Source organism: Streptomyces sp. NPDC052036 (assembly GCF_040680495.1).
GTDB lineage: Bacteria > Actinomycetota > Actinomycetes > Streptomycetales > Streptomycetaceae > Streptomyces.
Genome location: NZ_JBFAWW010000063.1, coordinates 1 through 22,492 on the forward strand (window position 1 = coordinate 1; position 22,492 = coordinate 22,492).

Sequence of the window (22,492 nt, forward strand, 5' to 3'; positions counted from 1 at the left end):
CGAACAGCCGGAAGGCCCAAGTCAACAACAGGGCCAGCCGGCCACCAACCTCCGCAGAGAAGATCACGAACTCACGTACACCGGGATCTGCACTCCCGGCCAACAGCTCCTTCGCGAGGGTCTTCTCCTGCTCGGTGCGGAGCATCGCGTAGTAGTTGATCGCCTCACCGAGGTCCCACAGTTGCTCGACGACCTGTATGATCTCGGCCTCGACACCCGCGTCGGTGCCTTTGTCCTGGTCCTCCCAGGCGAAGGTCATCGCCATGGACGCGTCGCCCATCCAGGACCCGTTGAGCAGGTCGAACTGCGCACCGTCCGTCGCCGCCAACTGCTCGTCCAGTTGGTCGCCGAAGGTGATGACGGCATGGCCCAGGGTGTAGACGTCATCGGGGTTGAACTGGACGCTGCCATGCGAGTCGGACATCTGCGCAGAAATTCCTCAGGCCGTGGATTCGTTGATCGCGGTCGTGTGGTAGTTCGGCAGCGTCTTGGACGGGTCGGACATGGACCAGCCCCAGGGCGCGTCCGTGGTGGAGCCGCTGCTGCCCGAGGGGTCCGACATCTTGTTGAACATGGCCGCGATGTTGCCCTCGCAGGCCGAGTAGTTCTTCGCCGCTCCCGAGATCCCCTGGATGAGCAGCCGCAGGACGCCCTCCGCGCCGGGATCGCGCTGGTAGAACGCGCCGTTGGTGATGAGGTCGACCATGTCGTCCGCCTTCGACCCGTAGAGCAGCCGCGTGGCCTTGCTCCAACGGTCGTTGAAGTCCGCGGCCCGGGCCGCGGCACCGTCGTCGTCGCCGACTTCAGGCCGCTCAGGCTGGTCATGATGTTGCTGAGCGCCGTCGCGATGTTCTCAGCGGTCGTGGTGAGCCGGTTGGCCGAGGCCATCGGGCTGCCGGCGTCCACCGAGAGGGTGACGGAGTCGTAGTTCGCGGGGAGCGAAGACACCTTGGGCGCTGCCTCCTAGTAACCCTGAAGGTTCTGGATGATGTCCTTCTCCGCCTGCACGTACTTATCGTAACTCTGCTCCATGCGCCGGATGATGTCGTCGGGCAGGTGCTGGAGCTTCATCGCGGCGTCGTCGACCCGCGTGGCGAGGTCGGCGAACGTGGTGCCGGCGGGGCCGGTCCAGACGAACTCGATGTTTGAGTACTCCTCGCTGAGGGAGTCGATCTCGTCCCTGACGGCATAGGCCTGCTGCTTCACGTACACCATGGCGTCGTGGAACGCGGGGACGTCCACGGCCCACGAGCGCGGGGTCATCACCGTCTGGCCGTTCCCCAGCAGGTACGAGCCGTCGCTCTGCATCGCGGCGGGCGTGATCCCATTGTCGGTGACGACGTAGGTGGCGCCGGTGGAGGAGGTGAAGACACCGGTCTTGTCGTCGTAGCTGCCCTGCAGGACCGTGCCGTTGGCGAGGACGGCGGTCTTCCCGTCGGCGGACAGGAAGTCGCCGCCCATCTGGTGGCCGTACAGCACCTGGCCGTTGCCGAGGGTCTTGGTGACGCCGTTCTGGGCGAAGCGGCCGTCCGGGGTGCTGATGCCGTGTTCGGGGGCGCCGCCGGTCGGGATGTAGACCGTGCTGTCCTGGGAGATCCAGCCGTCCTTGATGTCGCTGCCCCACATCGTCTGCCCGTCGACGGTCCGCTCGGTCTGGAAGTAGCCGTCGGAGGTCGTCCGACCGTGCTCCGCCGTGCCGTCCGGCTTCTGCATCAGCGTCCCGTCCTCGGACAAGAACGAACCATCATCCAGACGCGTGCCGTACACCTGCACACCAAGCGGCCTCAGTGACCCGCTCGCCGATGTCGTGGCCGACCGGTTCGACGAGCTCATCGGCGACGGCGTCGCGCAGGTACAGCACCTGGCCGTCGGTGATGCCCAGTTCGGACAGCGACCGCTGCTGGGCAATGGGGCTGCCGACGGCCGCCCGCAGCGTCCAGGCGGCCGGCATGATATCGGCCGTCTCCTGGTCGCACAGGCTGGCCAGATTGTCCACATAACTCACGATGGGCGCGGCGGCGGGGACCGCCAGGTCCACCTTCCGGGGCTTACCGACGACGGTGATGCGGCAGTACTCGTCCACGACGGCTGTTCCTCGGTTGTTCAGTGCCGCCAGGTGCGTGCGTCAGCCCACTCGGCCTCGGTGTAGTTACCCCAGTTGATGTCCATCGCGCGGGCGATCTCGCCCAGCACGCCGTCCGGGCCGAGCAGGCCGTTGGCCCCGTAGTTCCACTCCGCCTGGAGGCCCTCGAAGTACAACGCGGCCGCACCGCTCCAGTTGGAGCCGTCCAGCACCGGCTGGAGCTGGTTGATCAGCCGGTTGAGCTCGTCGGCGATGCCCTGGGCGATGCTGTTGATCTTCGTTCCCACGCCCGCGAGCTCCTCCTTGACCATGAGGTTCGCGTTCTCGGCACTGCCTGCCACGGTGGCTCCCGGATCCACTCGACTGACGTGACGTCAGGTTGGGGGGATTGCGCTCTCAGTTCAGGTTGGCGGTCGGCATGTTGGCCTGCGCGGTGTGCAGTCCCTGCTCGGCCTGCGCGGTGAAGGAGTTGGGGATCTCGAAGCCCGTCCCGCCCAACGAGTTCTGCAGGTTGGTGATGCTGTTGATGTCGCTCTGCCCGGCTTCGGTGTAGTTCACGAAGTTGCCACGCAGACCGCTGGCGATGTCTGTCAGCGCGTCGTGGAGCATGGTGGCGTAGGTGTCGTACTCCTGCATCAGCTCCTGGAACGTGTTCTGCGGGATGCCCTGCCACCACTGCTCGGTACCCACCACGTAGGACTTCAGGTTGTTGAGGGCGTCGGCGACGTCCTTCGCGGTGCCGTCACACGACTGCGCCGCCACCTGGATCTGCTCCGGTGTGACCTTGTAGTCCACGGGTGTCTCCTCCTCCGGTGGGGCCGGGTGCCAGCCTCGTCATCCTTGCAGCGGCACACACCGCCGCACAGTCCCCTCTTCGGGTGTCCCCGCCCGGGGGTCAGGGTCCCTCGCCGACCGGCCCGGCGCACCGGTCCGGCCAGCCGCCGCGGTCGGCGGTGCCGCGGCCGCGCAGCGCCTCCTCCAGGGCGGCCGGCGCGGCGCGGTCCGCCTGGTCTGGCTCGCCGGACGGCGTCCGGCGCGGACCGGCCGCCGCGGAGGCGGGCAGCTCGCGCAGCAGCACGACCGGCGAAGCCCCGCCGCGCCGCACGTCCAGCACCCGGAACGGCGTCCCGGGCGCGAGGACGACCTCCTCCGGGGCGTCCTGGGCGCTCCCGCCCTGGCCGCCGCGGACGTCCAGAAGCGGCCGGGTGCGCCGCGCCGTGACCGACCAGATCGCGTAGCGGGGACCGCGCGGCCAGCCCCCCGCCCCCCGCGTCCGCCGCGACGGCGCTCATTCGAGGGCGTGGCCCAGCCGGTCGGCGGCGGCCTGGGCGGCCGGCAGCAGGTCCTCAGGGCCGCCAGCACCGCGAGGACGTCGTCCGCGGGCACCCCGGGCAGCACGGCGACGACGGCCCGGCCCTGGTCCACCGGGACGTCGTGGAACAGGTCGCCCGGTACGGCCGCGGCGGCCCGGGCGGGCCGCAGGAGCAGGCCCGCCGGGATCTCCTCGGCCACGCATCCGCTCGGGGCGGCCGGCGGGACGGCCGCCAGCGCGGCCTGCCATCCGGATGCAGGGCAGCGGGTCCCGACGAGCACCGGCGCGGTGCCCGGGGCATGGCCCAGCCAGCCGCCACGCCGGTCGGGGCCGGGCGGCGCGGACAGGGCTCCGCCGAGCCCGACCAGGACCGCGCCGACGGGGGCCTCGACGATGATCTGCCAGGCGTCGGCGATCGTCCGCGCGGCCGACGACTGCCCGCCGCGTGCGGCACCCGCCCCGGACAGCGCGAGGCGGACCGGACCGGCCTGCGGTCCGCGGTGCGCGTCGAGCACGTCGCGCAGCCGCGGCCACAGGTCGACCGAGGCCGCCGCGCCGGGGTCGCACAGCACGGTCAGGGCGCGGTCGCCCGCCGTCCGCAGCCCGCGCGCGAGGTCCGCGACGTCCTCGGGCGCGAAGGATGCGTCGCCGGCCGAGCGCAGCAGGACGAGGCCGTTGTGGCGCTCGACGCGTACCGCGCCGCCGTGCCCGTCGGCGGTGGGGGAGGTCGCCTGGACCATCCTCAATCTCTTCCGTTCCTGCGGTGGGTTGACCGGTCGGCGTGGGCGGTGGCTTACCGGTCAACGTGGGCGGCCCGCCGCCGCGGAGGGCGAGGTGGGGGCGGATGTACCGGATCCGCCGCCCGGCTCCTCCGGCACGAGCAGGCCGCCGCCGGCCCTGGACGGCCGCGGTGCCGCCGCCGGTTCCGGCCCGGAGGCGGCGGCCTGCCGCGCCGCGGGAGCGGGTTGGTGCGCGATCGCGGCCGATTGATCCGCGGTGGGGCCCGGTTGCCGCGCGGCGCCCGTCGGCGGGTGCGCGGTACCCGGCGGCGGGCCGGGACGGCCCCCGGGCTCGGCCGCGTCCGCCGCACTGGCGGCGTCGGCGGCGTCCCCGGTCTCCGCGGCGCCCGCGGTATCGGTGGCGCCCGCGGTATCCGCGGCGTCGGGCGGGACCGTGCCGGCCGGCACGGGGGCCAGGGCCCGGGTCTCAGCCGCGGGCGGGATCTGGCCGTGCGCGGCGTCGAGTTGGGCCCGGTAGCGCTCGGCGGCCCGCAGCGGGCGCCCTTCGGGGCCGGGGATCCTGCGCCGTATCGTGACGATGGCCGGCGCGACCCGCCGGGCCAGGGCGGTCTCCGGGATGGCCCGCCAGCAGGCGTCGGCGTTGGCCGCCGCCTTCTCGGCCTCGTGCGCCAGGTCGCGGTGCGCGGTCAGCAGGCTCAACGCGACCTGCCGGTAGAGGGCGGCCGCCAGGGCGTGCCGGCCCGCCAGCCGCAGGACGTGCGCCCGGATCTGCCGGACCTGCAGGGCCGTCGCGTCGTCCGGCCCGTGGTGCTCGAACGCCTGCTTCTCCAGGGAGGCCGCGAGGGCGACGGCATCGTCGTGCCGTCCCGCGTCGGCGGCCCGGACGATCGCGCCGATGAGGTCGCGGTATGCCTCGAACCCGTGCGGCAGGCGGCCCACCGGATCGGCCTCGGCGGGCTCGATGGCCTCGACCGATTCGGTGGCCTCGATGGTCTCGATGGCCTCAGCGGCCACCACGGGCAGCGCGTCGGGGTCGGCCCCCGCGGTCCACGGCCACAGCAGGCGTACGCCGTAGTGCACGGCGAGCCGGCGCAGCAGGCGGCTCTCCTCGGCGGTGCGTCCCGGCGCGTGCAGGACCGCGTACGGCCGTACGCCGGGCTCCAGTTGGGTCAGCAGGCGGGTCAGGGCCGCCTGATGCTGGCCGTCCAGCGGCCGTCGCGCGGCGACGAGTTCGACGGCGAACTGGTCGGCCCGTACCGGAAGTCCGGCCAGCCGGACCGGGGTCCCGGTGGGCGCGAGCGCCAGGCCGGCGCGGGTGACAACCGCGTGCCAGCCCTCGGTCAGCGGGACGGTGCCGGCCTCTGCCGGGCCGGTGGCCGACAGCGGCGGGCGCCAGCGCACCAGGCGCGGCGCGGGGCGCTCCTGCCGGCCGGCATCGGGCGACGGGCGGCACGCCACCGACTCCGCGTAGGGCCGCCAGGTCGGCCGCCCGCCGCCGTCCACCAGGACCGGGCCGGCGCCGCCGGCGGGGTCGGCCAGCGGGAGCCCGGTCAGCACCTCCACCTCGATGCCCAGCGCGTCGGCGACCTGCTGGGCGGTGGGCAGCAGGTCGGCGCCGGCGCCGGGGGCGAGGCGCACCGCGGACCGGGTCTTCGGCGGCAGGGCGGCGAGCACGGCGGCCAAGTCGTCCACGGGGACCGCCGCGTCGCCGCCGGGCTCGGGCAGGCCGACCAGCACCAGCGGGCGGGCGGCGTCGACGGGGACCGCATAGCACAGGGCTCCGGGGCGCTGCGTCCGGCTGCCCGGGGGCCGAATGAGCAGGCCGGCCGGGATGTGCTGGACGACGCAGTCGCGGACCGGGTGGGCGGGCAGCTCCGCGAGGGCCGACTGCCAGCCGGGGGCGGGCTGCCGCGGCCCCAGGGGGGTCGGGGGCGTGCCGGGCTCGAACAGCCGCCAGCCGCCGTGCGGTTCGGGGGCGTCCGGCACGAAGAGGGAGCCGCCGGGTATCAGCAGCGCGGTGGCCTCGGGGGCGATCACCCGGATGCCCCAGGCGTCGGATATCCGCTGGGCCAGCGCGGGCCCACCCCGGCTGTTGCCGCCGGCGCCGGAGACCACCAGCCGCACGGTCAGCGAGCCGCTGTCCCGCAACCGGTCCAGCAGGTCGCCCAGTTCGGACCAGAGCGCGGGCGGCACCTGGCCGTCCATGCCGACGACCAGGGTGGCGACCGGGTCAGCGGCGGCCTCCAGTGCCCGGGCGAGCTCCGCCGCGTCCTCGGGTCCGGGCACGGCGCGCTCGGAGGACCGCAGGAGCGTCACCGTGGCATAGTCGTCCATCAGGACGGACGCCTGCAGCGCTCCGGTGCCGGTGGCGGGCCCGGCGTCGTCCGCGGAACGCCTGCCGCGGGGCGACCAGCGGGAAAACAGGGTCCCCCAGCGCGACATCGGTGGCTCCTTCCGTGGCGTTCCGCGGTGCGCGGACCGGGTCGTGGCAGTCGGACCGTCAGCTGTCCGAGTTCAGTCTCCGAGTACGGCGCCGGCGCCCCGGCGGTGGTGTCCCCGGACACCGGGCGGCCCGACCGGGCACGCCGCGAGCCCGCGGCCCCCGCCGACCACCGCCGTCCGCGCGGGGCAAAAACGCGGGCGCATCAGCTCACAGCCTCGCGACCTGCGCCGCGCTGAGCGCCTGCCCGAACGCCTTGACGTTCTTGATCCGCCCGGGGAACCAGTCCGCCGGCCGGGAGGCGAACTGCCCGCGGCCGATGACGAAGTCCCCCGAGGCGGCGAACGGCGTGGTGTCCTTCGTCGTGCCCTGCGGTCGGCCGTTGACGTACAGCCGCAACTCGCCGCTGCCGCCGTCGTAGACACCGACCAGGTGGGTCCACTGGTTGAGGGTGGGGGCGGCGGTGGACAGCGCCCGGTGGCCGGGGGCGCCGGTGGTGTCGCCGGTCACCCGGGCGAAGGCCCAGCGGTGTTCGGGGGACGAGTACTGCAGGTAGAAGCCGCTGTTGACGGACCCGTCCTGGCTGACGGCGGTGGCGAAGGTGCGGGTACTGGTCAGGTAGACCCAGGCGGAGATGGTGAAGCTGGCACCGGGTCCGGTGGCGATGACAGGGCCGGAGGTGGTAACGGAGCTGTTGGCGCCGTCGAAGGAGGCGCCCTGGCTCGCGTCGAAGCTGACGTTCGAGGCTCGTCCGCTTCGCGCACCAGTGCTGTCCCCCGCGCTCCAGGCGGTGTCCAGCGGCCACGACCCGACGGGGGCGGGCAGCGTGTTGTGCGGCTCGGCCGGGTGGGTCGCCGCTGTCACCGGGGCGGTGCGGGGGGCCGTGTGCTTCTCCACCGCCGAGGGCTTCTCCACGGCCGACGGCTTCTTCTCGGCCGAGGACTTCTTCTCGGCCGAGGGCTTCGTCGACGGCGAGGCGGAGGAGTGCTCCAAAGGCCTCAGGGGCTGCTGCCCGGGAATGTGCGAGGTGGTCAACGGCATCTGCGGGACGTGCGAGAAGTCGGCGGTGTCCCTGGAGTGGGAGCTGCTGTCGCCACTGGTGATGAGGAACGGGGCCGCGACGAGCGCCGTGCCGGCCACGGCCGCCGCGACCACGAGCGCGCCGCGCGAGCGGGCCGAGCGCGGCTCGCGGGCCCGCGGCTCCTGCTCCGGCGGTTCCTGGCCGCCGGCGGCCAGCTCGTGCAGCACCGGCCCGGCGGACGGCGGTCCCGCGAGTTCCAGCCGCTGGGTCCGCGGCGCCGCCGACCGGGACGCGATCGCGGAGACGGGTCCGGCGGGAACGGCGGGCCGCTCGACGGCCGGTGCCCCGGTCGACGGCTCGGTGGCGGGCAACGGGGAGAACCCCTCCCCGGGATTGAACTCCACCGTCGGCGCGGCGACGGCACGCCGGATCACCGGTCCCTGCCCCCCGCCGGAGCCCTTGTCCTGCTGCAATGCGGCCACTGCGTCCTCCCTCGCACTCCGTCGGTCGGAATGATCATCCGCACAACGCGTGAGAAGCTACGGACGGCGGCGCCGAATGGTTCACTCCGGTCCGGGATTCGCCCCTCCGACCGGAGTGAACCACCCCGGTGGGGGCCCGCGTCCTCCGCTCGGTCGGGGGCGGGACGAGACGCGGTTGCCGCATGGTGTGCGTCCCCGCCTCGCGCCGTCCTCGACCGTACGGAGACCGTCGACGAGACCGTTCGGGCAACGGGTGCCCGAACGCGCTCGATGGAGAGTCATACCGGGCCCAGGGGCCCACGCGACTGTCCGCGAGGACACGGAAACGGTCTGGTACGTGCCCGTTTCACCGCGGCGTCCGGCCAGTTCAGCGACATTCGGGCCGCGATGGGGTGCCCGAATGCGGCCTGACCCTGTGCGTTCGGCCACCGCAGCACTCCGCGGCGGACCGCCGGGAGACCTCTCCCATCCGGTCGCCGAGCGCCTCGCGCAGGGCCCGCAGGGCGTTGTGGGTGCGGGACTTGACCGTTCCCTCGGGCACCTTGAGCAGCTGGGCCGCCTGGCGCACCGGGCGTTGGAACACGTAGACCTGGGCCAGGACCGCCCGGTGGGTGTCGGACAGCCCGGCGAGCGCGCCGCGCAGCACCTCCCGGTCGAGGATCTGCTCGTAGGGCTGGGCGGACTCGGGTATGTGCTCCAACGGGTCGTCCTCGACCTCGGTGGGCCGGGCGGCGCGGGCCCGCAGGAAGTCGATGGCCAGCCGCCGGGAGACGGTCAGCAGCCAGGGGCGGACCGAACGGGGGTCCTCGTACAGCACGTCCAGGTTGCGCCAGGCACGCAGCATGGTCTCCTGCAGGAGGTCCTCGGCGGCTTGGCGGTCGCCACGGGTCCACCCGAGCAGGCTGCGCATCAGCGAGGCCTCGTGGAGCTCGTAGAGCATCCCCATCCACTCCTCGGCGGAACGCGGGGCGGTGGTGGGAGAAGCCTGTGCCTCTGCCGTGGGCGCCGTCATGATCTGATCCCTCGTTCGTGACCGTCGAGTCGATCCTCCGTCCGCGGCGACCGCCCCGGAGCAGCTCCCGGGTTCAGGACCGGCGGCGGACGGGGGCGCGGGCTCAGCCGTACGCCGCCATCTCGCCGGCCGCCTGCTCCGCCGGGGCGCCGGTACCATCCGGGGCGGACGAGCGCTCGGTGGCGCCGCCGTCCGCGGGCCGCGTCGGCGCGGACACCGCGACCGCTCGGTGGGGTGCGCCGGCCGACGGTTCGCTGAGCCGGGCCAGGTGGTCCTCGGCGGCGCGCAGCCGGCGGCCGGCGGCGGGGAAGCGCCGCAGCAGGGCGAGCATGTCCCCGGCCATCCCGCCGGCCCGCGCCGAGTCGCGCACCGCCCGCCAGCAGGCGTCGGCATTGGCGGCGGCCCGGTCGGCCTCGGCCACACCGGGTCCGCCGGCCGCGAGCACTCGGACCGCCACGTCCCGGTAGAGGTCCGCCGCGAGCGCGTTGTCGCCGCCGAGTCGGGCCACGTGGGCGCGTACCTGGCGGGCCTCAAGCGTGCTGGGGGCGTTCTCGCCGTACGCGGCGGACACCCGGCGGTCCAGGGACTCGGCGAGATCGGCCGCCGTGCGGTACTGGCCCGCCTCGGCGGCGCTGACGACGCGCGCGAGGTCCTCGCGGTACTCGGCGGGTACGGCGCCGCTGTCCCGGCCGGGCCCGGGTACCTCGCCGACGGCGGTGGCGCGGACCGGCTCGGCGCCCGCGGCGGCCCAGGGCGCGGGGGCGAGCCAGCTGAGGTCCGGCATGTCGGCCACCCCGGCCATCACCAGCGCGGAGCGGAACGCGGTCCTGGTTCCGGTTGCGGCGGCGGGCGCCGGGGCGTACAGCAGGCGCACGCCGTGCTGGACGGCGACCCGGCGCAGGAGGCGTCCGCCGTCGGCGGACGTGCCCTGAGTGCGCAGGATGATGAACGCGCGCAGCCGGGGGTCGAGGTCGTACAGCAGCCGGGACAGGACCGGGACGACCGACTCGTCCAGCGGCCGGCCGGGCGATCCGATGTCGACGGTGAGGCGGTCCGCGGTGACCGGGAGGGCGGACACCGGCGGCGGCGCCTCCCCCCTGAGCCCGAGGTGGAGCCCGGCCCGCAGCACGGTGACCCGCCACTGCTGCGAGAGATGGACGGTGCCCTGCCCGTCGTCCCCGATGCCGGGAACGGGGCGCCGCCAGCGCAGCAGACGGGGCTCGGCCGGCTCCGCGCCGTCGGCGCCGGCCGGCCTGCAGACCACGGCCTCGGCGAACGGCCGCCAGGTCGGCACCGCGTCGCGGTCGACGAGCACGGGGCAGGGCTCGGCGCGGCCTTCGGCCCCCTCGCCGTCGGCGAGCAGCGGCAGGCTGGTCAGTAGTTCCACCTCGATGCCGAGCGAGTCGGCGGCCTCCTGCACGGCGGGCAGGACGTCCCGGTGGCTGCCGGAGACCACCCGGACCTTGCCGCGGACGTCCGCGGGTAGCGCGGCGAGCAGGGCGCTCAGGTCGTCGGAGGGGATCCCGGCGCCGCCGGCGGGATCCGGCGTGCCCAGCACGACCAGCGGATGGTCGGGGTCGGGTGGCATCGCGTAGCACAGGTCACCGGGTTGCGGCGGGGCCTCCCTCGGCGACCTGAGCAGCACACCGGCCGGTATCTGCTCGACCACGCAACCGCCGGCCGCGGTGGCCGCCAGCTCTCCGAACGCGCCCTGCCAGTTGGGAGCGGGGTCCCGGGAGCCCAATGGCCGCGGGTGGCCGCCTGGGGTGAACAACTGCCAGCCGCGCGAGGGGTCATGGGAGTCGGGAGCGAACAGCGCGCCACCCGGCACGATCAGCGCCTCGCCTTCTGGGGCGATCACCCGAAAGCCCCACGCGTCGGCTATCCGCTGGGCGAGCGGGTCGTCCGGCACCGCGCCGCCGGCACCGTACAGCACGAGGCGGACGGTCGTGACACCGTCTGCCTGGAGGGTGTCCAGGATGTCGGACAGGCGGTGCCCCAGCGTGGCCGGCGCCCGGCCCTCGGCCCCGACGACCACGGTCGCGATCCGCCGGGGGTCCTCACGGGCCGCCAGCTCGCCGGCGAGTTCGGCCACGTCCTGCGGGCCCGGCCGGTCCGCCGGGGAGACGCGCACCAGGAGCAGCCCGGCCAACTGGTCCACCAGCACCGGCGGACCGCCGTCCGGCTCCGGGTCCGGACCGCCGCGATCGCGGCGGGGGAATACCGTGCTCCACAGCGTCATCGACTGCCTCCGCGCAGGCCCGGCTCAGGGGCGTCGGACGACGACGCGGCGGCCCTGGTCGGAGGGATCGGCGTCGTCCCGCGTGCCGGGCTGCTTCGGGGGAGGCCCACCGGGCATCGCCAGACCCCGGGGGCCAGGTGCGCCCACTCCTCCGCTGGGCGGGTCCCCGCCCTGGTCGGCCCTCGTCGCGGCGGTCCCGCCGACGGCCTCCCGGACCGTCCCGCCGGAGTGGCGCACGTTCCCGATGAGCGGACGCGAGTCGAGCGTGCGGGTCATCACCGCCTCCCATCCCAGTTGTCACGTCAGCCGTGAGCGCCGCCGCACCGCGACACACCGCGGGCAGGGCCGCAAATTACCACCGCACCAATGGGACGATCATGTGCGAAGGGGTCGATTTCCGGCCGGACGCTCCCGCCCGGTGCCCGTACGGACACCGGTCTGGTGCACGCGCAGACAGCGCCCGCCCCTCCCCCGCTCCCGGCCCGTCGGCGTCCACCGCGCGGTCGGGGGCCGGCCGGCGGGTCCGACCCGCGCGGGACGACGTGTGTGAAGACCGCCACGTCCGCCCCGGACTCCACGGGAGAGGACGTCGCCCGTGCGGACAGCTGGTCCCCCCGCCGGTTCACCCTCGCCCCTGAACCGGGTCGGGCCGCTCGGAGCATTCCCCGGTCTCCGTCGGCGGTGCCAGGGTGCCGTCCAGCCAGGCAGCGGCCAGTTCCACCCGGGACCGGCGGCCGGTGCGCTGGAACAGCCTGGCCAGCCGCTTTTCCACGGTCTTCTCACTGCACGCCAGCCGGGCCGCTATCTGGCGGTTGGTGGCGCCGTCGCTCACCATGCCGATCAACCGGACGTCCTCCTCACTCAGTCCAGCCTCGGTCGAACGCCATCTGGGCAGCGGCATGTTGCGCCGCTGCGCCGAGCGGCCGATCAGGGCGCGGGCCGACGGTCCGAGCGTCAGCCGGTGCGCCCGCTGGGCCGCTTCGGCCAGCCACCGCTGGGGGGCGTCGCCGATTTCCGCGAGGCACTGGCAGCAGTACAGTGCCCTCAGCGCGTCACCACGCCGCTTCACCAGGTCGTACGCGATCTGCGCGCTGTCCACGTCGCGATTCACCACTCCCCGTGCGAGGAGCACCGCCTCGCGCGTCATGCTGGTGGCCGCCTCCTCGTGCAGTGCCTCCAGCTCTCCCAGGGCCCGCCACGCGGACGGCCCCCTGCTCTCCGCGGCGAACATCAGGATGCGCAGCAGTAGCGAATCGACGCCCATGAGCAGACCGCTCCTACGTGCCCGCTCCACGTCGCGCCACCCCTGCTCCAGCGCCTCGTCCCGCTGCCCCGACCAGTACCGCGCACCCATCCGGACCCGCGCCACCAGCGGGTGTGTGATGGTGTCGGGAACGAGGTCGAGCCACTCGCGGGCCCGCCCGACGTCGCCGCGGAACAGGTGGATGTCAGCCGCCAGCGCCCTCGCCAAGTGCCCCACCCCCGGGACGCCTTCGGCCCGCCCCCTCCTCTCGATCCCCCGGGCCCGCGCCAGGGCGCCGTCCCAGTACCCGCTGAGGTAGTCGCGGACCATGGCGTGGTACCGGATGGCGGCGCTGTGGCCGGCGCCGATGTACCGATCCTGCAGCACGGCCTCCAGGGCGCCCGCCAGGTCGCCGTACGCGGCGGCGTTGCGCAGTCGGCCCACCGCGGCCCTGCCCACTGTGCCGGGCGGCAGGTTCCGCCACGCCTTTTCCAGTTCCACCCGGCCGCCCACCGCCGCGGTCAGCAACCGCAGTTCCGCCGCCGACGGCAGCGGACCGGAGCCGATGGTCCGGTCGTCGGCGGACCGGAGTTCGGCGGCCGCCGGCCGGGGCGCGAGGGGACCGATGCCGTACAGACCGCCCAGTGCGGCCAGCGTGGCGTCCTGCGGCATCCGGCGCAGCGCCTCGCCGAAGCCCGCGGCGCCGCCGTCGGCGTAGGGGGAACGGTGCTCGTGCAGCGAGGCCAGCATCCAGGCCCCGGTGGCGAACTCCAGGCTCTCCAGGCCGGTGTGGTCCGGCGCCCTCAGACAGGCCAGCAGCGGCTCCTCGCGCTCCAGGACGCCGGCGTGGTCGGCGTACCGCAGGCTGAGCGCGGCCGCCTCGCGCAGCACGCCGGGCGTCCTGCGGTCCTCCGGCGGCAGACGGCGCAGGGCCGCCCGGTAGGAGCGGGCGGCCCGTGCCTGGTCGGCGCCGGAATCTTTGCGGGCCGCGGCCAGCAGCAGTCGCACCGCCGGCTCGTCGTCCAGCAGGGCTCCGGCGGCCTCCACGTGGCCGGCCAGGCGGGGATGGGCGGCGCCCGCGATGTCGGGGCCCAGCCGGTCGGTCACCGCCCGGGCGACACAGGCGTGCATCGCCCGCACGTAGCCATCGGCCGACAGCGTCCGCAGTGCCGCCGCGAGCGCGGGCACGGCGAACGACAGCCTCCCGTCCGGATCGATGGTCAGCACCCCGTCCCCGACCAGCCGGTCCACCGTCCGGTCCAGGGTGCCGAGCGGTCCGAGACCGGGCAGGTCGTCCAGCCGCAGTTCGGCGCTCTGTGTCATGCGGGCGAGGACGGCGGCATCCTCGATCAGGTCTGTGTCCGGCGGGGTATCGGGCCAGCCCAGCCGTCCCAGTTCCGCCGTGTCGGTGGTCAGGCGCAGGCGACCGTCCGGTTCGGCCAGGCCGACCCGGCCGTCCAGTTCGAGCAGACCGCCGCTTTCGTCCAGCACACCGAGCACCGACAGCACGGCGGCCGGGTTCCCGGCCAGGGGTCCGAGGGCACGCGACACCGCGGCCACCAGCGCGGGTTCGACCGGCCGTCCGAGCCGTTGCGCGACGAGGGCCGTGACCTCCTCCGGCCGCAGGGGCGGCAGATCGAGCACCTCGTCGGCCCCCGCCGGCCCGGCGTAGCCGGCGTACCCCGGTGGTGCCGGCCGGCCGGCCAGTACCACCGGCAGGCCCGCCGGGCGGAAGACGCGCAGCATCAGTTGGAGTGCGGCGGCCGTCTGCGCCGGTATCAGGTCGGCGTCGTCGATGAGCAGGGCGAAGGGTACGTGGTGGGCCGCGTCGGCGAGTGTCTCGCCCATGGTGGACAGCAGCGCCAGTTCGCCGGCGGCCGACCCACCCATCTCCCTCTGCGCCCGGCGCACGGCGGTGATGCGCAGCGGCAGCCGGCCGTCGTGGATCCTCGCCAGCAGGCCGCAGACGGCGTCGGTGAGGGCCGCCACACCGGGCGGTCCGTCCTCCCACACCGGCGTCAGGACCCTGGCGCCCTCCTGGAGCGCCGAGCGCCGGGCTTGCTCCACCACGGCGGTCTTGCCGATCCCGGCCCGGCCGGTGACGAGCAGGGTGTGTGTCGCGCCGGTCCGCCGCAGCGTCTCGGCCACCTGGTGCATCTGGCTCTCCCTGCCGACGAGGGCGGCATGGTCCTGTTGCACGGCGACTCCCTTCACTGGCTCCCGGGGAACGCCGGGACGTGGTCCAGGGGGTCCTCGCGAGCCACGCGGCGGTGGAGACGGCCATAATGATAGGCGCTGAAGCGGGGTTGTCGCCGGGCCCGCCGAAGGCCGCCGGCGCTCCCGCCCGCGGGCCGAGGTGGCAGTGAAGGGTGGGGGTGGACGGTGGCCGTTCGCGTGGACAGCGAGTCGTTCCCAGGCGGCACCGCCTTGGACCTGGGCCGCGCGGGCGGACACGTGGTGGGCTGGGACCGGGAGTTGACGGAGGCCGGCCGCTGTCTGCGTGCTCCCGGCGGTCCGCGTCTGGTGCTGGTCCGGGGTGAACGCGGGGCGGGACGCAGCGCGTTCGCGCACGCCGTCGCCGCGGGACTGCGTGCGGACGGCGTCGCGGTCCTCGCATTGACGTGTGTGACGGGCGACGAGACGCATCCGCTGCTGGTGGCGCTGCGGCTGACGACCCTCGCGCGGGAGCGGCGTCCGGCCGCAGGCAGGCAGCGCGCGGCGGGCGGGCCGGGAGCGGAGGCGCTGGCCGCCATGGAGCGGGGTGACCGGACGGCGCTGGCCGACGCGCTGCACGCCGCGTTGGCCCTCGTGTCCCCGGTGGTCGTGGTGGTGGACGACGCCCAGTACGCCGATGCCGCGTCCCTCGCCGTGCTCAGCGGCATCGGCGGTATCAGCGCCGGACGGTCCGCGCCGGACGTCCGGCTGCTGCTCACGGTGGTGCGGCACGACGCCGTGGCCGACGCGCTCCCGACGGAACTCCCGACGGAACTCCCGCACGGGACCGGCCCGCTGGAGCCGATGGCGGACAGCGCCGCGTCGCGCACGATCGTCCTGCCCCGTCTGGCGCCGCGGGAGGTCGCCGAGTTGGTCGCCCTGCGGGTGAAGGCGGCGCCCGACACCCTCCTGGCGCGGCAGGCGTACCAGCTCACCCGGGGCATACCCGCGGTCGTCGAGGCGCTGCTGACGGGGTGGTCCCGGCAGGGCGCGATCCGGGTGGCCGACGGGCACGCCTTCCTCGACACCGGCGCCGCGGTGCCGGCGCTGCCTGACGACGACCGCTACCTGGCGGCCCTGCACGCACTGGGCGAGCCCCGCCGGACGGTGGCCGGGGCACTCAGCGTCCTGTGGCCGCTCGGCCGCCGGGCGGCCGCGCTGGTGGCCCGTTCGACCGGGCTGTCCGGCGAGGAGGTCGACGACGGCGTCCGCCGCCTGGTCGCCGCGGGGATCCTGGACGAACTGCCCGCCGCGGACGGCGAGCCCGTGCGCGGCTGGCGGTTCCGCGCCCCGCTGGTGGAGCACGCGGTCCGGGAGCGTCTGGGGCCGCTGGAGCGAAGACGTCTGTCGGCCGCCGTGGTGGAGGCGGTGTGGGCGGCCCAGGACGCAGCGGACGCCGGGGACGGGGAGCCGGGGGCGGCGGCTCTCGTCGAGGAGGCGGACGCGCGGACGTATCTGCCGGACCGGATCGCCGACGCCGGCAGCCGGGTCGACCGCGAACGTGCCGTGCGGGAGCTGTCGTCCGCCGCGCAACGGCTGCATCCCGACCCCGAGGGTCTCGGGATGCTGCGGTGGCTGCGGGCGGCCCTCCGTCTCATCGAGGAGCCCGCCACCCGCGAACTGGCGTTGCTGCGGTACGCAAAGGCCGCCTACGTGACGGGCGACCACCTGACCGTCCGGAACGCCACGGAGGCGATTCTGCGCAGCCCCGACGAAGGCCTCACCGCGGTGACGCTCCAGGACGCCGCCAGCCTGCTGGTGGGCTCGATCGCGGCCGAGGACGGCGGGCCCCGTCTGTCGCAGATCGCCTCCCCCCAGTGGTGGGAGTCGTTGCGCCTGCCCGACCTGGCCGTGGTGCCGGGGCGGGTCTTGGCACTGTGCCTGACGGAGAGGTGGCAGGAGGCGCTGGACCTGCTGGCGGCGACCGAGGCGGTGTGGGACACCGACCCGCTCGGCCGGTTGCTGCCGCGGTTGTACCAGTCCGTCGCCGAACTGGTGTCGGGCAGGCCCGAACGGTTCGAGCGCGACCTGGCCCTGCCGATGCGTGGTCTGCCGCCGGACACGCTGTACACGGTGACACTGGTCCAGGCCGACCGGCTGCTCGACGCCCGCGACCTGTCCGGTGCGACGGCCCTGCTGGCCGGCCGCGGATTGGACCACGCGTCCCTTCCCCCCTACACCCGTTTCCTGGTCTCGCACCTCCAGGGCCGGTGGGACGACGCGCTGGCGCGGGCCCGGAGGATGGTCGCGCATCACCAGGTGGTCCACCCGACGGTCAACCACCACCTGCTCACCGCGCGGATGGCGGGCATCCTGCTGGCCCAGGGGCGGACAACCGGCGCCACGCGCCTGATCGACGCCGCGCGCGGCAGGCGGGACGGTCCGCTGGAGGCGTCCCTCGACCACGCCGAGGCCGAGGTGCTGCGGACCCTCGGGAACCCGGCCGGGGCCGAACTGGCGTTGCGGCGCGGCCTGGCGTCGGCCGACGCACGCGATCACGTCCACGGAACGGACGAGCTGTGGGCCGCCCTCGCCGCCCTCCTGGCGGACGAGGGCCGGCTCGACGAGGCGGCGGTCTGTCTGCGACGCGTCGAACGGATCGTCGACCGGACGGGCAACGGCCGGGCACGCCTGCTGCACCTGCTGGGTTCGGCCCGCCTCACCCGGGACCGCCCGGACGAGGCCCGGCGGCGGCTCCTGGATGCGGTGGAGCTGGCCCGCTCCCGCGCCCAGCCCTTCGAGACGGCGGTCACGCTGCTGACCGCGGCTGCCGCGGGTGCGGGCCCGGCCGACGCGCTGCTGGAGGCGTACGAACTCTTCGGCGAGATCGGCTGCGCGCTGTGGCGTTTCCGTACCCGGGCCGCGATGCGTGAGGCGGGGAGGACGGTGCCCGGCCGCAAGCAGGCCACCTCGGAGAACGAGCAGATACTGGCCACCCTGCTCGCCGAGGGACTCACCAACCGTCATATCGCGACCGTGCTGGGGCTCAGCGAGGACGCCGTCGCCAACCGCCTGACGCGGCTGTTCGCGCGGACCGGGCTGCGCTCGCGCACGGAGGTGGTGAAGGCCGTTCTCACCGGCAGGCCACTCACGGACGTGCGCCCCTGAACGCCCCGGCCACCGGCCGCGCCGGAGCGCATCGCTCGCACCCGGGTTTCCGGACCGGCCCTGCCGGGCGCCCGGTGAGGCGACCGTGCGCCGGACCCGCGACGCGCCGGCGCCCCCGACGCGGCGGCCGGCTCACCCCCCTTACGGACGCCTCCCGGACCGCTCGGCGAGCACGATGACGCCGAGCCCGGCCAGCGACCGCAGGTACTCCCACTCGGAACGGGTACGCAGCCACCGGATCTCGGCGGGCGGTACCGGCTCCGGGACGGGCGTCCCGGTGACCGGCGCGTAGAAGCAGTCGACGAGCACGAGCGGCACCGGGGCAGACCACTCGGTCAGCTCGGGTTGCCGCGTCCGGTCGCCGCCCAGCACCTCCAGCCGTTGCGGGGTGCAGCCGGCCTCCCCGGCCTCAACGTTGATCGCCGCCTGGACGGCCACCTGGGTACGGACCGCATGCCGGATCCAGTCCCTGGCGGCGGCCACCGGGTCGGCCGGGCACGCGTAGCCGGGAATCAGCGCGGCGAGCAGCTCGGCCGGCCGGTCCGCGAAGGTGCGCCGGTTCCCGCCGTCGTGGACCATCTCGAAGCGGTAGGACTGCCGTCCCGGCGCACCGGAGCGGTCCCGGTCTCCGCCCGGGACGGTTCCGCACTGTGGTGCTCGCCATGCTCACTTCTCCTCGCTCCGCCGGCCGCCGTCGCAGTGGCGAGGCGTGGTGAGCCCGGCCGGCGCACTCGGCCGGCGCGCGGCGGATGGGCGGCGCGACCCTGTCATCGCGCCTCGTCGCCGTCCGAATTTCCTTGCGCCGACGGTTGCGCGGCGCCCCTGGTCACGGATGGGATGGATTTAAGACGTTCTCTGTCCAGGTAATCCTCCGCCACGCCGAACACCGCTTTCACCGCATCCTGCACTACGTGATGCACCTCTGGGTTGTCGCTAACAATAATCCACACCTTGCGCAACGCCCCTGCCCGCGCCCACGTGTAGAACTGCTTGGTGCCCGCTTCTTTAGCGTGGTACCGATCAGGGTCACGCGGCACCTCGGCTTTCATGGCGAGGCCATTCCGGCCGCGGTACATCACCGCGTCGAAATAGCGTCGCACGTCTCGAGGAGCGACCTTAGGAACGGCCTCCTCAAGGGGGTCCTTTATCAGATCCCACTCTGGCTGGGTGAGGTCCCACTCGGGATGCGTCAGGTCCCCTTCCGGCGCTCCCGGATCTCTCACAAGCCTGGCTTCTCTCACAGACCTGAGGTCAGCATCGCCGCCCTCATCCGGCCATGGCATGCCCATACCCACACCTCGGATCCTCTCCCAGCGCATGCCCAGCGCCGTCATGGACGGCCCCGCCAAGTCCCGGCGCGGGCTGGGATTGCTGCGAAGGTCGGCCTGCCACACGCCCAGCGTCGTAGGCTTTGGGGCGTTCACATCCCCGTTGTTCTCGAGGTAGTGCGCCAAAGCCGCGCGCAGGTGGCCGGCAACCTGGTTGTAACGGCGGTCCCGGTCAACGCCCAGCTCCGCCTCGAATTTCGCGACAGCATGGTGCCTCTCGTCACTGTCCGGGTCCCGGACGTAGGCATCGGCCACCGCTTTCGCCAGCGACCCCCACCACTTCGCCAGCAGCTCCCGCGCAGCCCGAACCGCTCCCTCGTCGCCCCAGCCCAGCGCCGTCAGGAACGGCTCCACCAAGCCCCGACCCGCACCCTCGTCGCGGCGAAGGCCGCGCAGCCAGTCGCCCAGGTTTACGGGGCCGTCGGCCAGGACCACTGGTCTACCCGCTGCGGCGTTCACATGCCCGTTATCGAGGTAGAACTTCAGGGCCGCGCGCAGATAGCGGAGAACATTGCCGGAAAGACCGGCCAGGACACCGCCCAGCTCCCCCTCGAGCCGCTCAAAAGCACCGCGGGCCTCCCCGCTCCAGCGCTCCCCGCCGTAGGCCCCGGCCACCGCTTCCGCCCACGTCTTCAACCTCTCCGCCAGCTCCTCCGTAGCGCCGCCCTCCCCGCCGACGGCGTCGATCCCCGTACTGTCGTTCTGTGGGCCCGGTGTGAGGTCGTGGGGTGCGCGGTCGCTGCCGGGAAGAAGGTCCTGCTGGACGCCCCGCCAAACCACCCGATTCCCGTGTACCGCGTCGACCGGGGGTCCCTGCACCCCGAATCCCGGGTTGCCCGTTTCCAATATCAGGGGCGCCGCCGGCTCAGCGAAGTGTCCCTGCTGGTTCTGGTGGGATGGATCCCATTCCATGAACTGGTGCACGGTCGTACCGAACAGGAAGTCCTGGCCTTCCTGGTCATCCAAGTCGACCAAGTCGACCAAGTCGTCCAAGATGTCAAGGTACGATCTCGGGTTGCCCGTGTCCGGTCCCGGCGATTCCACACGCTCGATGAAAGATTCACCCCCGTTTTCGCCAGGCTGGTCCACCTCCATGAGCTCGTGCGGGAGCGTGCCGTCGAAGGATTCCGGGCCGGTCTGGTTCATCGGTCCGGGCTGCATGACGTCCTCCTGGACGAAGTGCGGCCGGCTTGGGAGGTCGGGCTGGACGTCCTGGCCGACTATCGGCGGGCCGGCATCCGGAGCAAGACCCGGCTCCGGGGCCTGCGCCCCGCCTGGTCCGGACAGCCAGCCCAGCAAGTCCTCGTCTTGAGAGAACGGATCGAACGTAACCGCTGGGTTCACGCCTGCGCCGAAGACGCCGCCGTCCAGCGACAGCACCCCTCCAGGGAAGTCGTCACCCGGAACTCCCATACCGTCCAGGCCGTACATACCGTCCAGGCCGTCCAGGCCGTTTCCGCCGGGCGAGTCCACCTCCATGAACTCGTGCACGGTCGTGTCGTCGAAGGATTCCGGGCCGGTCTGGTTCATCGGTCCGGGCTGTATGACGTCCTGCTCGACGGAGTGCGGCCGGCTTGCGAGGTCGGACTGGACGTCCTGGCCGACTATCGGCGGGCCGGCATCCGGAGCAAGACCCGGCTCCGAGGCCTGCGCCCCGCCTGGTCCGGACAGCCAGCCCAGCAAGTCGTAACCCAGGTCAGCATCGCCGCCCTCCCCGCCGGACATCGCAGGCTGCTCCACCGAAGCGGCCGGGCCCGCGCCCTCCCCAGGCAGTACGCGCGCATCCGGCCATGGCATGCCCATGCCCAGATCTCGGAACTTCTCCCAGCGCATGCCCAGCGCCGTCATGGACCGCCACGCCAAGTCCCGGTGCGGGCCGGGTCTGCTGCGAAGGTCGGCCTGCCACTGGCCCAGCTTCGTACGCACTGGGGCGTTCACATCCCCGTCGTTCTCGAGGTAGTGCGCCAAAGCCGCGCGCAGGTGGCCCGCAACCTGGCCGGAAGGGCCGTCCCAGCCAATGCCCAGATCCCCCGCGAATGCCTCGACAGCACGGTGCGTCTCGTCACTGTTCGGGTTCGGGCCGTAGGCATCGGCCACCGCTTTCGCCAGCGACCCCCACCACTTCGCCAGCCGCTCCCGCGCAGCCCGAACCGCTCCCTCGTCGCCCCAGCCCAGCGCCGTCAGGAACGGCTCCACCAAGCCCCGACCCGCACCCCGGCCGCGGCGAAGGTTGTACAGCCAGTCGCCCAGGTGTACGGGGCCGTCGGCCAGGACCACTGGTTTATCCCTTGGGGCGTTCACATGCCCGTTCTCGAGGTAGAACTTCAGGGCCGCGCGCAGATAGCGGGGAACAGTGTCGGAAAGACCGGCCAGGACACCGCCCAGCCCCCGCTCGAGCCGCTCAAAAGCACCGCGGGCCTCCCCGCTCCAGCGCTCCCCGCCGTAGGCCCCGGCCACCGCTTCCGCCCACGTCCCCAACCTCTCCGCCAGCCCCTCCGTAGAGCCGCCCTCCCCGCCGACGGCCCCACCTCCAGCCGACGTTCGAGCCGCCCCCCAGTCCACGCCCCACGCCGCCAGGACCGGCTTGACCCAAACCTGGTGCGCGTCGAGGCCGTCGGGCTCGCGGCGGAGTTGCAGCAGCCACTCGCCCAGGGGCAGGGGCACCTCCTCACCGTCCAAAGTCACTGTTTGGTCCGGACCGTCCAAAGTCACTGTTTGGTCCGGCTCAACGTTCAGGTGCCCAAAGCCGACGTAGAACTTCAGGGCCGCGCGCAGGTAGCGGGCATCCTTCCCAGCGGCAAGGCCTCCGTAAGCGTCGTCCCCAATGCCGGCCAAAGCCTGATCGAGTTTCGTGAAGGCTTCGCGGAACTCGACTTCTCTGGCGCCATCCTGGGGAAGTTCGAGCAGCGCAGCGCGCTTTTCCGCGACACCGACAGCCCAGTCCGGCAGCGTGACTGCCCAGTCGCTGCCCTCGCCCGAGCCGGCCTGGCTGGCCAGGCCACCGGATGTCATCCCGGGCCGACCGACCCGGGACTGGGCCGAGCCCGGCCCGGAAGGCCGGCGACCCCCCTCCAGAGGACTCCCCTGCGGCTTCGGCGCCGAAGGAGTCCCAGTAGCAGTGTCCCCGTCGTCATACCACCACTGCTGACCGTCAACCGCGGGCCTACTGGGTGTGTTCCAGAACTCGTCCGCCGGGTATTGCAGTTCCACATCGGACGGCGCGGCCACCTCCTCGTCGCCGCCCTCGGCCGCGACCGGCACGCCGGC

At 73.7% G+C, this 22,492-nt stretch carries 16 protein-coding genes; 1 reads left to right on the top strand and 15 read right to left on the bottom strand.

Annotated elements, in window-relative coordinates; genetic code table 11:
* From AB0L95_RS39840 to AB0L95_RS39900, 13 genes are all read right to left on the bottom strand, one after another.
* Positions 1 to 424 (bottom strand): hypothetical protein (locus tag AB0L95_RS39840; RefSeq protein WP_365171218.1); only part of this gene is annotated, 424 nt, incomplete at its 3' end.
* A gap of 15 nt (positions 425 to 439) precedes the next feature.
* A complete protein-coding gene (locus AB0L95_RS39845; RefSeq protein ID WP_365171220.1) occupies positions 440 to 706 on the bottom strand; it encodes a hypothetical protein in 267 nt (88 codons plus the stop codon).
* A 257-nt stretch (positions 707 to 963) separates the two neighbouring features.
* Positions 964 to 1,734, bottom strand: a complete 771-nt coding sequence (locus AB0L95_RS39850) for a hypothetical protein (RefSeq protein WP_365171222.1) — start codon at positions 1,732 to 1,734, stop codon at positions 964 to 966.
* A 10-nt stretch (positions 1,735 to 1,744) separates the two neighbouring features.
* Complete coding sequence (locus tag AB0L95_RS39855; protein ID WP_365171224.1) at positions 1,745 to 2,083, bottom strand: EsaB/YukD family protein; 339 nt, start codon at positions 2,081 to 2,083, stop codon at positions 1,745 to 1,747.
* Positions 2,084 to 2,103: 20 nt separating this feature from the next.
* A complete protein-coding gene (locus tag AB0L95_RS39860) occupies positions 2,104 to 2,424 on the bottom strand; it encodes a WXG100 family type VII secretion target (protein WP_365171226.1) in 321 nt (106 codons plus the stop codon).
* 55 nt (positions 2,425 to 2,479) lie between these two features.
* Complete coding sequence (locus tag AB0L95_RS39865) at positions 2,480 to 2,878, bottom strand: WXG100 family type VII secretion target (RefSeq protein ID WP_365171228.1); 399 nt, start codon at positions 2,876 to 2,878, stop codon at positions 2,480 to 2,482.
* Positions 2,879 to 2,917: 39 nt separating this feature from the next.
* The gene (locus AB0L95_RS39870; RefSeq protein WP_365171230.1) at positions 2,918 to 4,135 is read right to left on the bottom strand and encodes a hypothetical protein; all 1,218 of its coding nucleotides are present in this window, start codon (positions 4,133 to 4,135) and stop codon (positions 2,918 to 2,920) included.
* 60 nt (positions 4,136 to 4,195) lie between these two features.
* Positions 4,196 to 6,577, bottom strand: a complete 2,382-nt coding sequence (locus AB0L95_RS39875) for a hypothetical protein (RefSeq protein ID WP_365171232.1) — start codon at positions 6,575 to 6,577, stop codon at positions 4,196 to 4,198.
* Between the two features lie 208 nt (positions 6,578 to 6,785).
* Positions 6,786 to 8,078, bottom strand: coding sequence for a LamG-like jellyroll fold domain-containing protein (locus AB0L95_RS39880; protein ID WP_365171234.1), 1,293 nt, complete (start codon positions 8,076 to 8,078; stop codon positions 6,786 to 6,788).
* A gap of 367 nt (positions 8,079 to 8,445) precedes the next feature.
* The gene (locus tag AB0L95_RS39885; RefSeq protein ID WP_365171236.1) at positions 8,446 to 9,090 is read right to left on the bottom strand and encodes a sigma-70 family RNA polymerase sigma factor; all 645 of its coding nucleotides are present in this window, start codon (positions 9,088 to 9,090) and stop codon (positions 8,446 to 8,448) included.
* A 103-nt stretch (positions 9,091 to 9,193) separates the two neighbouring features.
* Positions 9,194 to 11,332: a hypothetical protein gene (locus tag AB0L95_RS39890; protein ID WP_365171238.1), complete on the bottom strand. Its 2,139-nt coding sequence runs from the start codon at positions 11,330 to 11,332 to the stop codon at positions 9,194 to 9,196.
* Positions 11,333 to 11,356: 24 nt separating this feature from the next.
* The gene (locus AB0L95_RS39895; protein ID WP_365171240.1) at positions 11,357 to 11,608 is read right to left on the bottom strand and encodes a DNA mismatch repair protein MutS; all 252 of its coding nucleotides are present in this window, start codon (positions 11,606 to 11,608) and stop codon (positions 11,357 to 11,359) included.
* Positions 11,609 to 11,954: 346 nt separating this feature from the next.
* Positions 11,955 to 14,774: an AAA family ATPase gene (locus AB0L95_RS39900; RefSeq protein ID WP_365171242.1), complete on the bottom strand. Its 2,820-nt coding sequence runs from the start codon at positions 14,772 to 14,774 to the stop codon at positions 11,955 to 11,957.
* A 195-nt stretch (positions 14,775 to 14,969) separates the two neighbouring features.
* Between AB0L95_RS39900 and AB0L95_RS39905 the strand changes: the two genes are divergently transcribed.
* The gene (locus tag AB0L95_RS39905) at positions 14,970 to 17,897 is read left to right on the top strand and encodes a helix-turn-helix transcriptional regulator (RefSeq protein WP_365171244.1); all 2,928 of its coding nucleotides are present in this window, start codon (positions 14,970 to 14,972) and stop codon (positions 17,895 to 17,897) included.
* 141 nt (positions 17,898 to 18,038) lie between these two features.
* Here the strand turns inward: AB0L95_RS39905 and AB0L95_RS39910 are convergent, their stop codons facing one another.
* Complete coding sequence (locus AB0L95_RS39910; RefSeq protein WP_365171246.1) at positions 18,039 to 18,476, bottom strand: hypothetical protein; 438 nt, start codon at positions 18,474 to 18,476, stop codon at positions 18,039 to 18,041.
* 188 nt (positions 18,477 to 18,664) lie between these two features.
* Positions 18,665 to 22,237, bottom strand: a complete 3,573-nt coding sequence (locus AB0L95_RS39915; protein ID WP_365171248.1) for a hypothetical protein — start codon at positions 22,235 to 22,237, stop codon at positions 18,665 to 18,667.
* Between the last annotated feature and the right edge of the window lie 255 nt (positions 22,238 to 22,492).

Coding starts and splice junctions, on each gene's coding strand:
- AB0L95_RS39910 (WP_365171246.1), bottom strand. CDS start 18,476: ATGGTCCACGACGGCGGGAACCGGCGCACCTTCGCGGACCGGCCGGCC.
- AB0L95_RS39895 (WP_365171240.1), bottom strand. CDS start 11,608: ATGACCCGCACGCTCGACTCGCGTCCGCTCATCGGGAACGTGCGCCAC.
- AB0L95_RS39885 (WP_365171236.1), bottom strand. CDS start 9,090: ATGACGGCGCCCACGGCAGAGGCACAGGCTTCTCCCACCACCGCCCCG.
- AB0L95_RS39845 (WP_365171220.1), bottom strand. CDS start 706: ATGGTCGACCTCATCACCAACGGCGCGTTCTACCAGCGCGATCCCGGC.
- AB0L95_RS39890 (WP_365171238.1), bottom strand. CDS start 11,332: ATGACGCTGTGGAGCACGGTATTCCCCCGCCGCGATCGCGGCGGTCCG.
- AB0L95_RS39870 (WP_365171230.1), bottom strand. CDS start 4,135: ATGGTCCAGGCGACCTCCCCCACCGCCGACGGGCACGGCGGCGCGGTA.
- AB0L95_RS39915 (WP_365171248.1), bottom strand. CDS start 22,237: ATGACATCCGGTGGCCTGGCCAGCCAGGCCGGCTCGGGCGAGGGCAGC.
- AB0L95_RS39875 (WP_365171232.1), bottom strand. CDS start 6,577: ATGTCGCGCTGGGGGACCCTGTTTTCCCGCTGGTCGCCCCGCGGCAGG.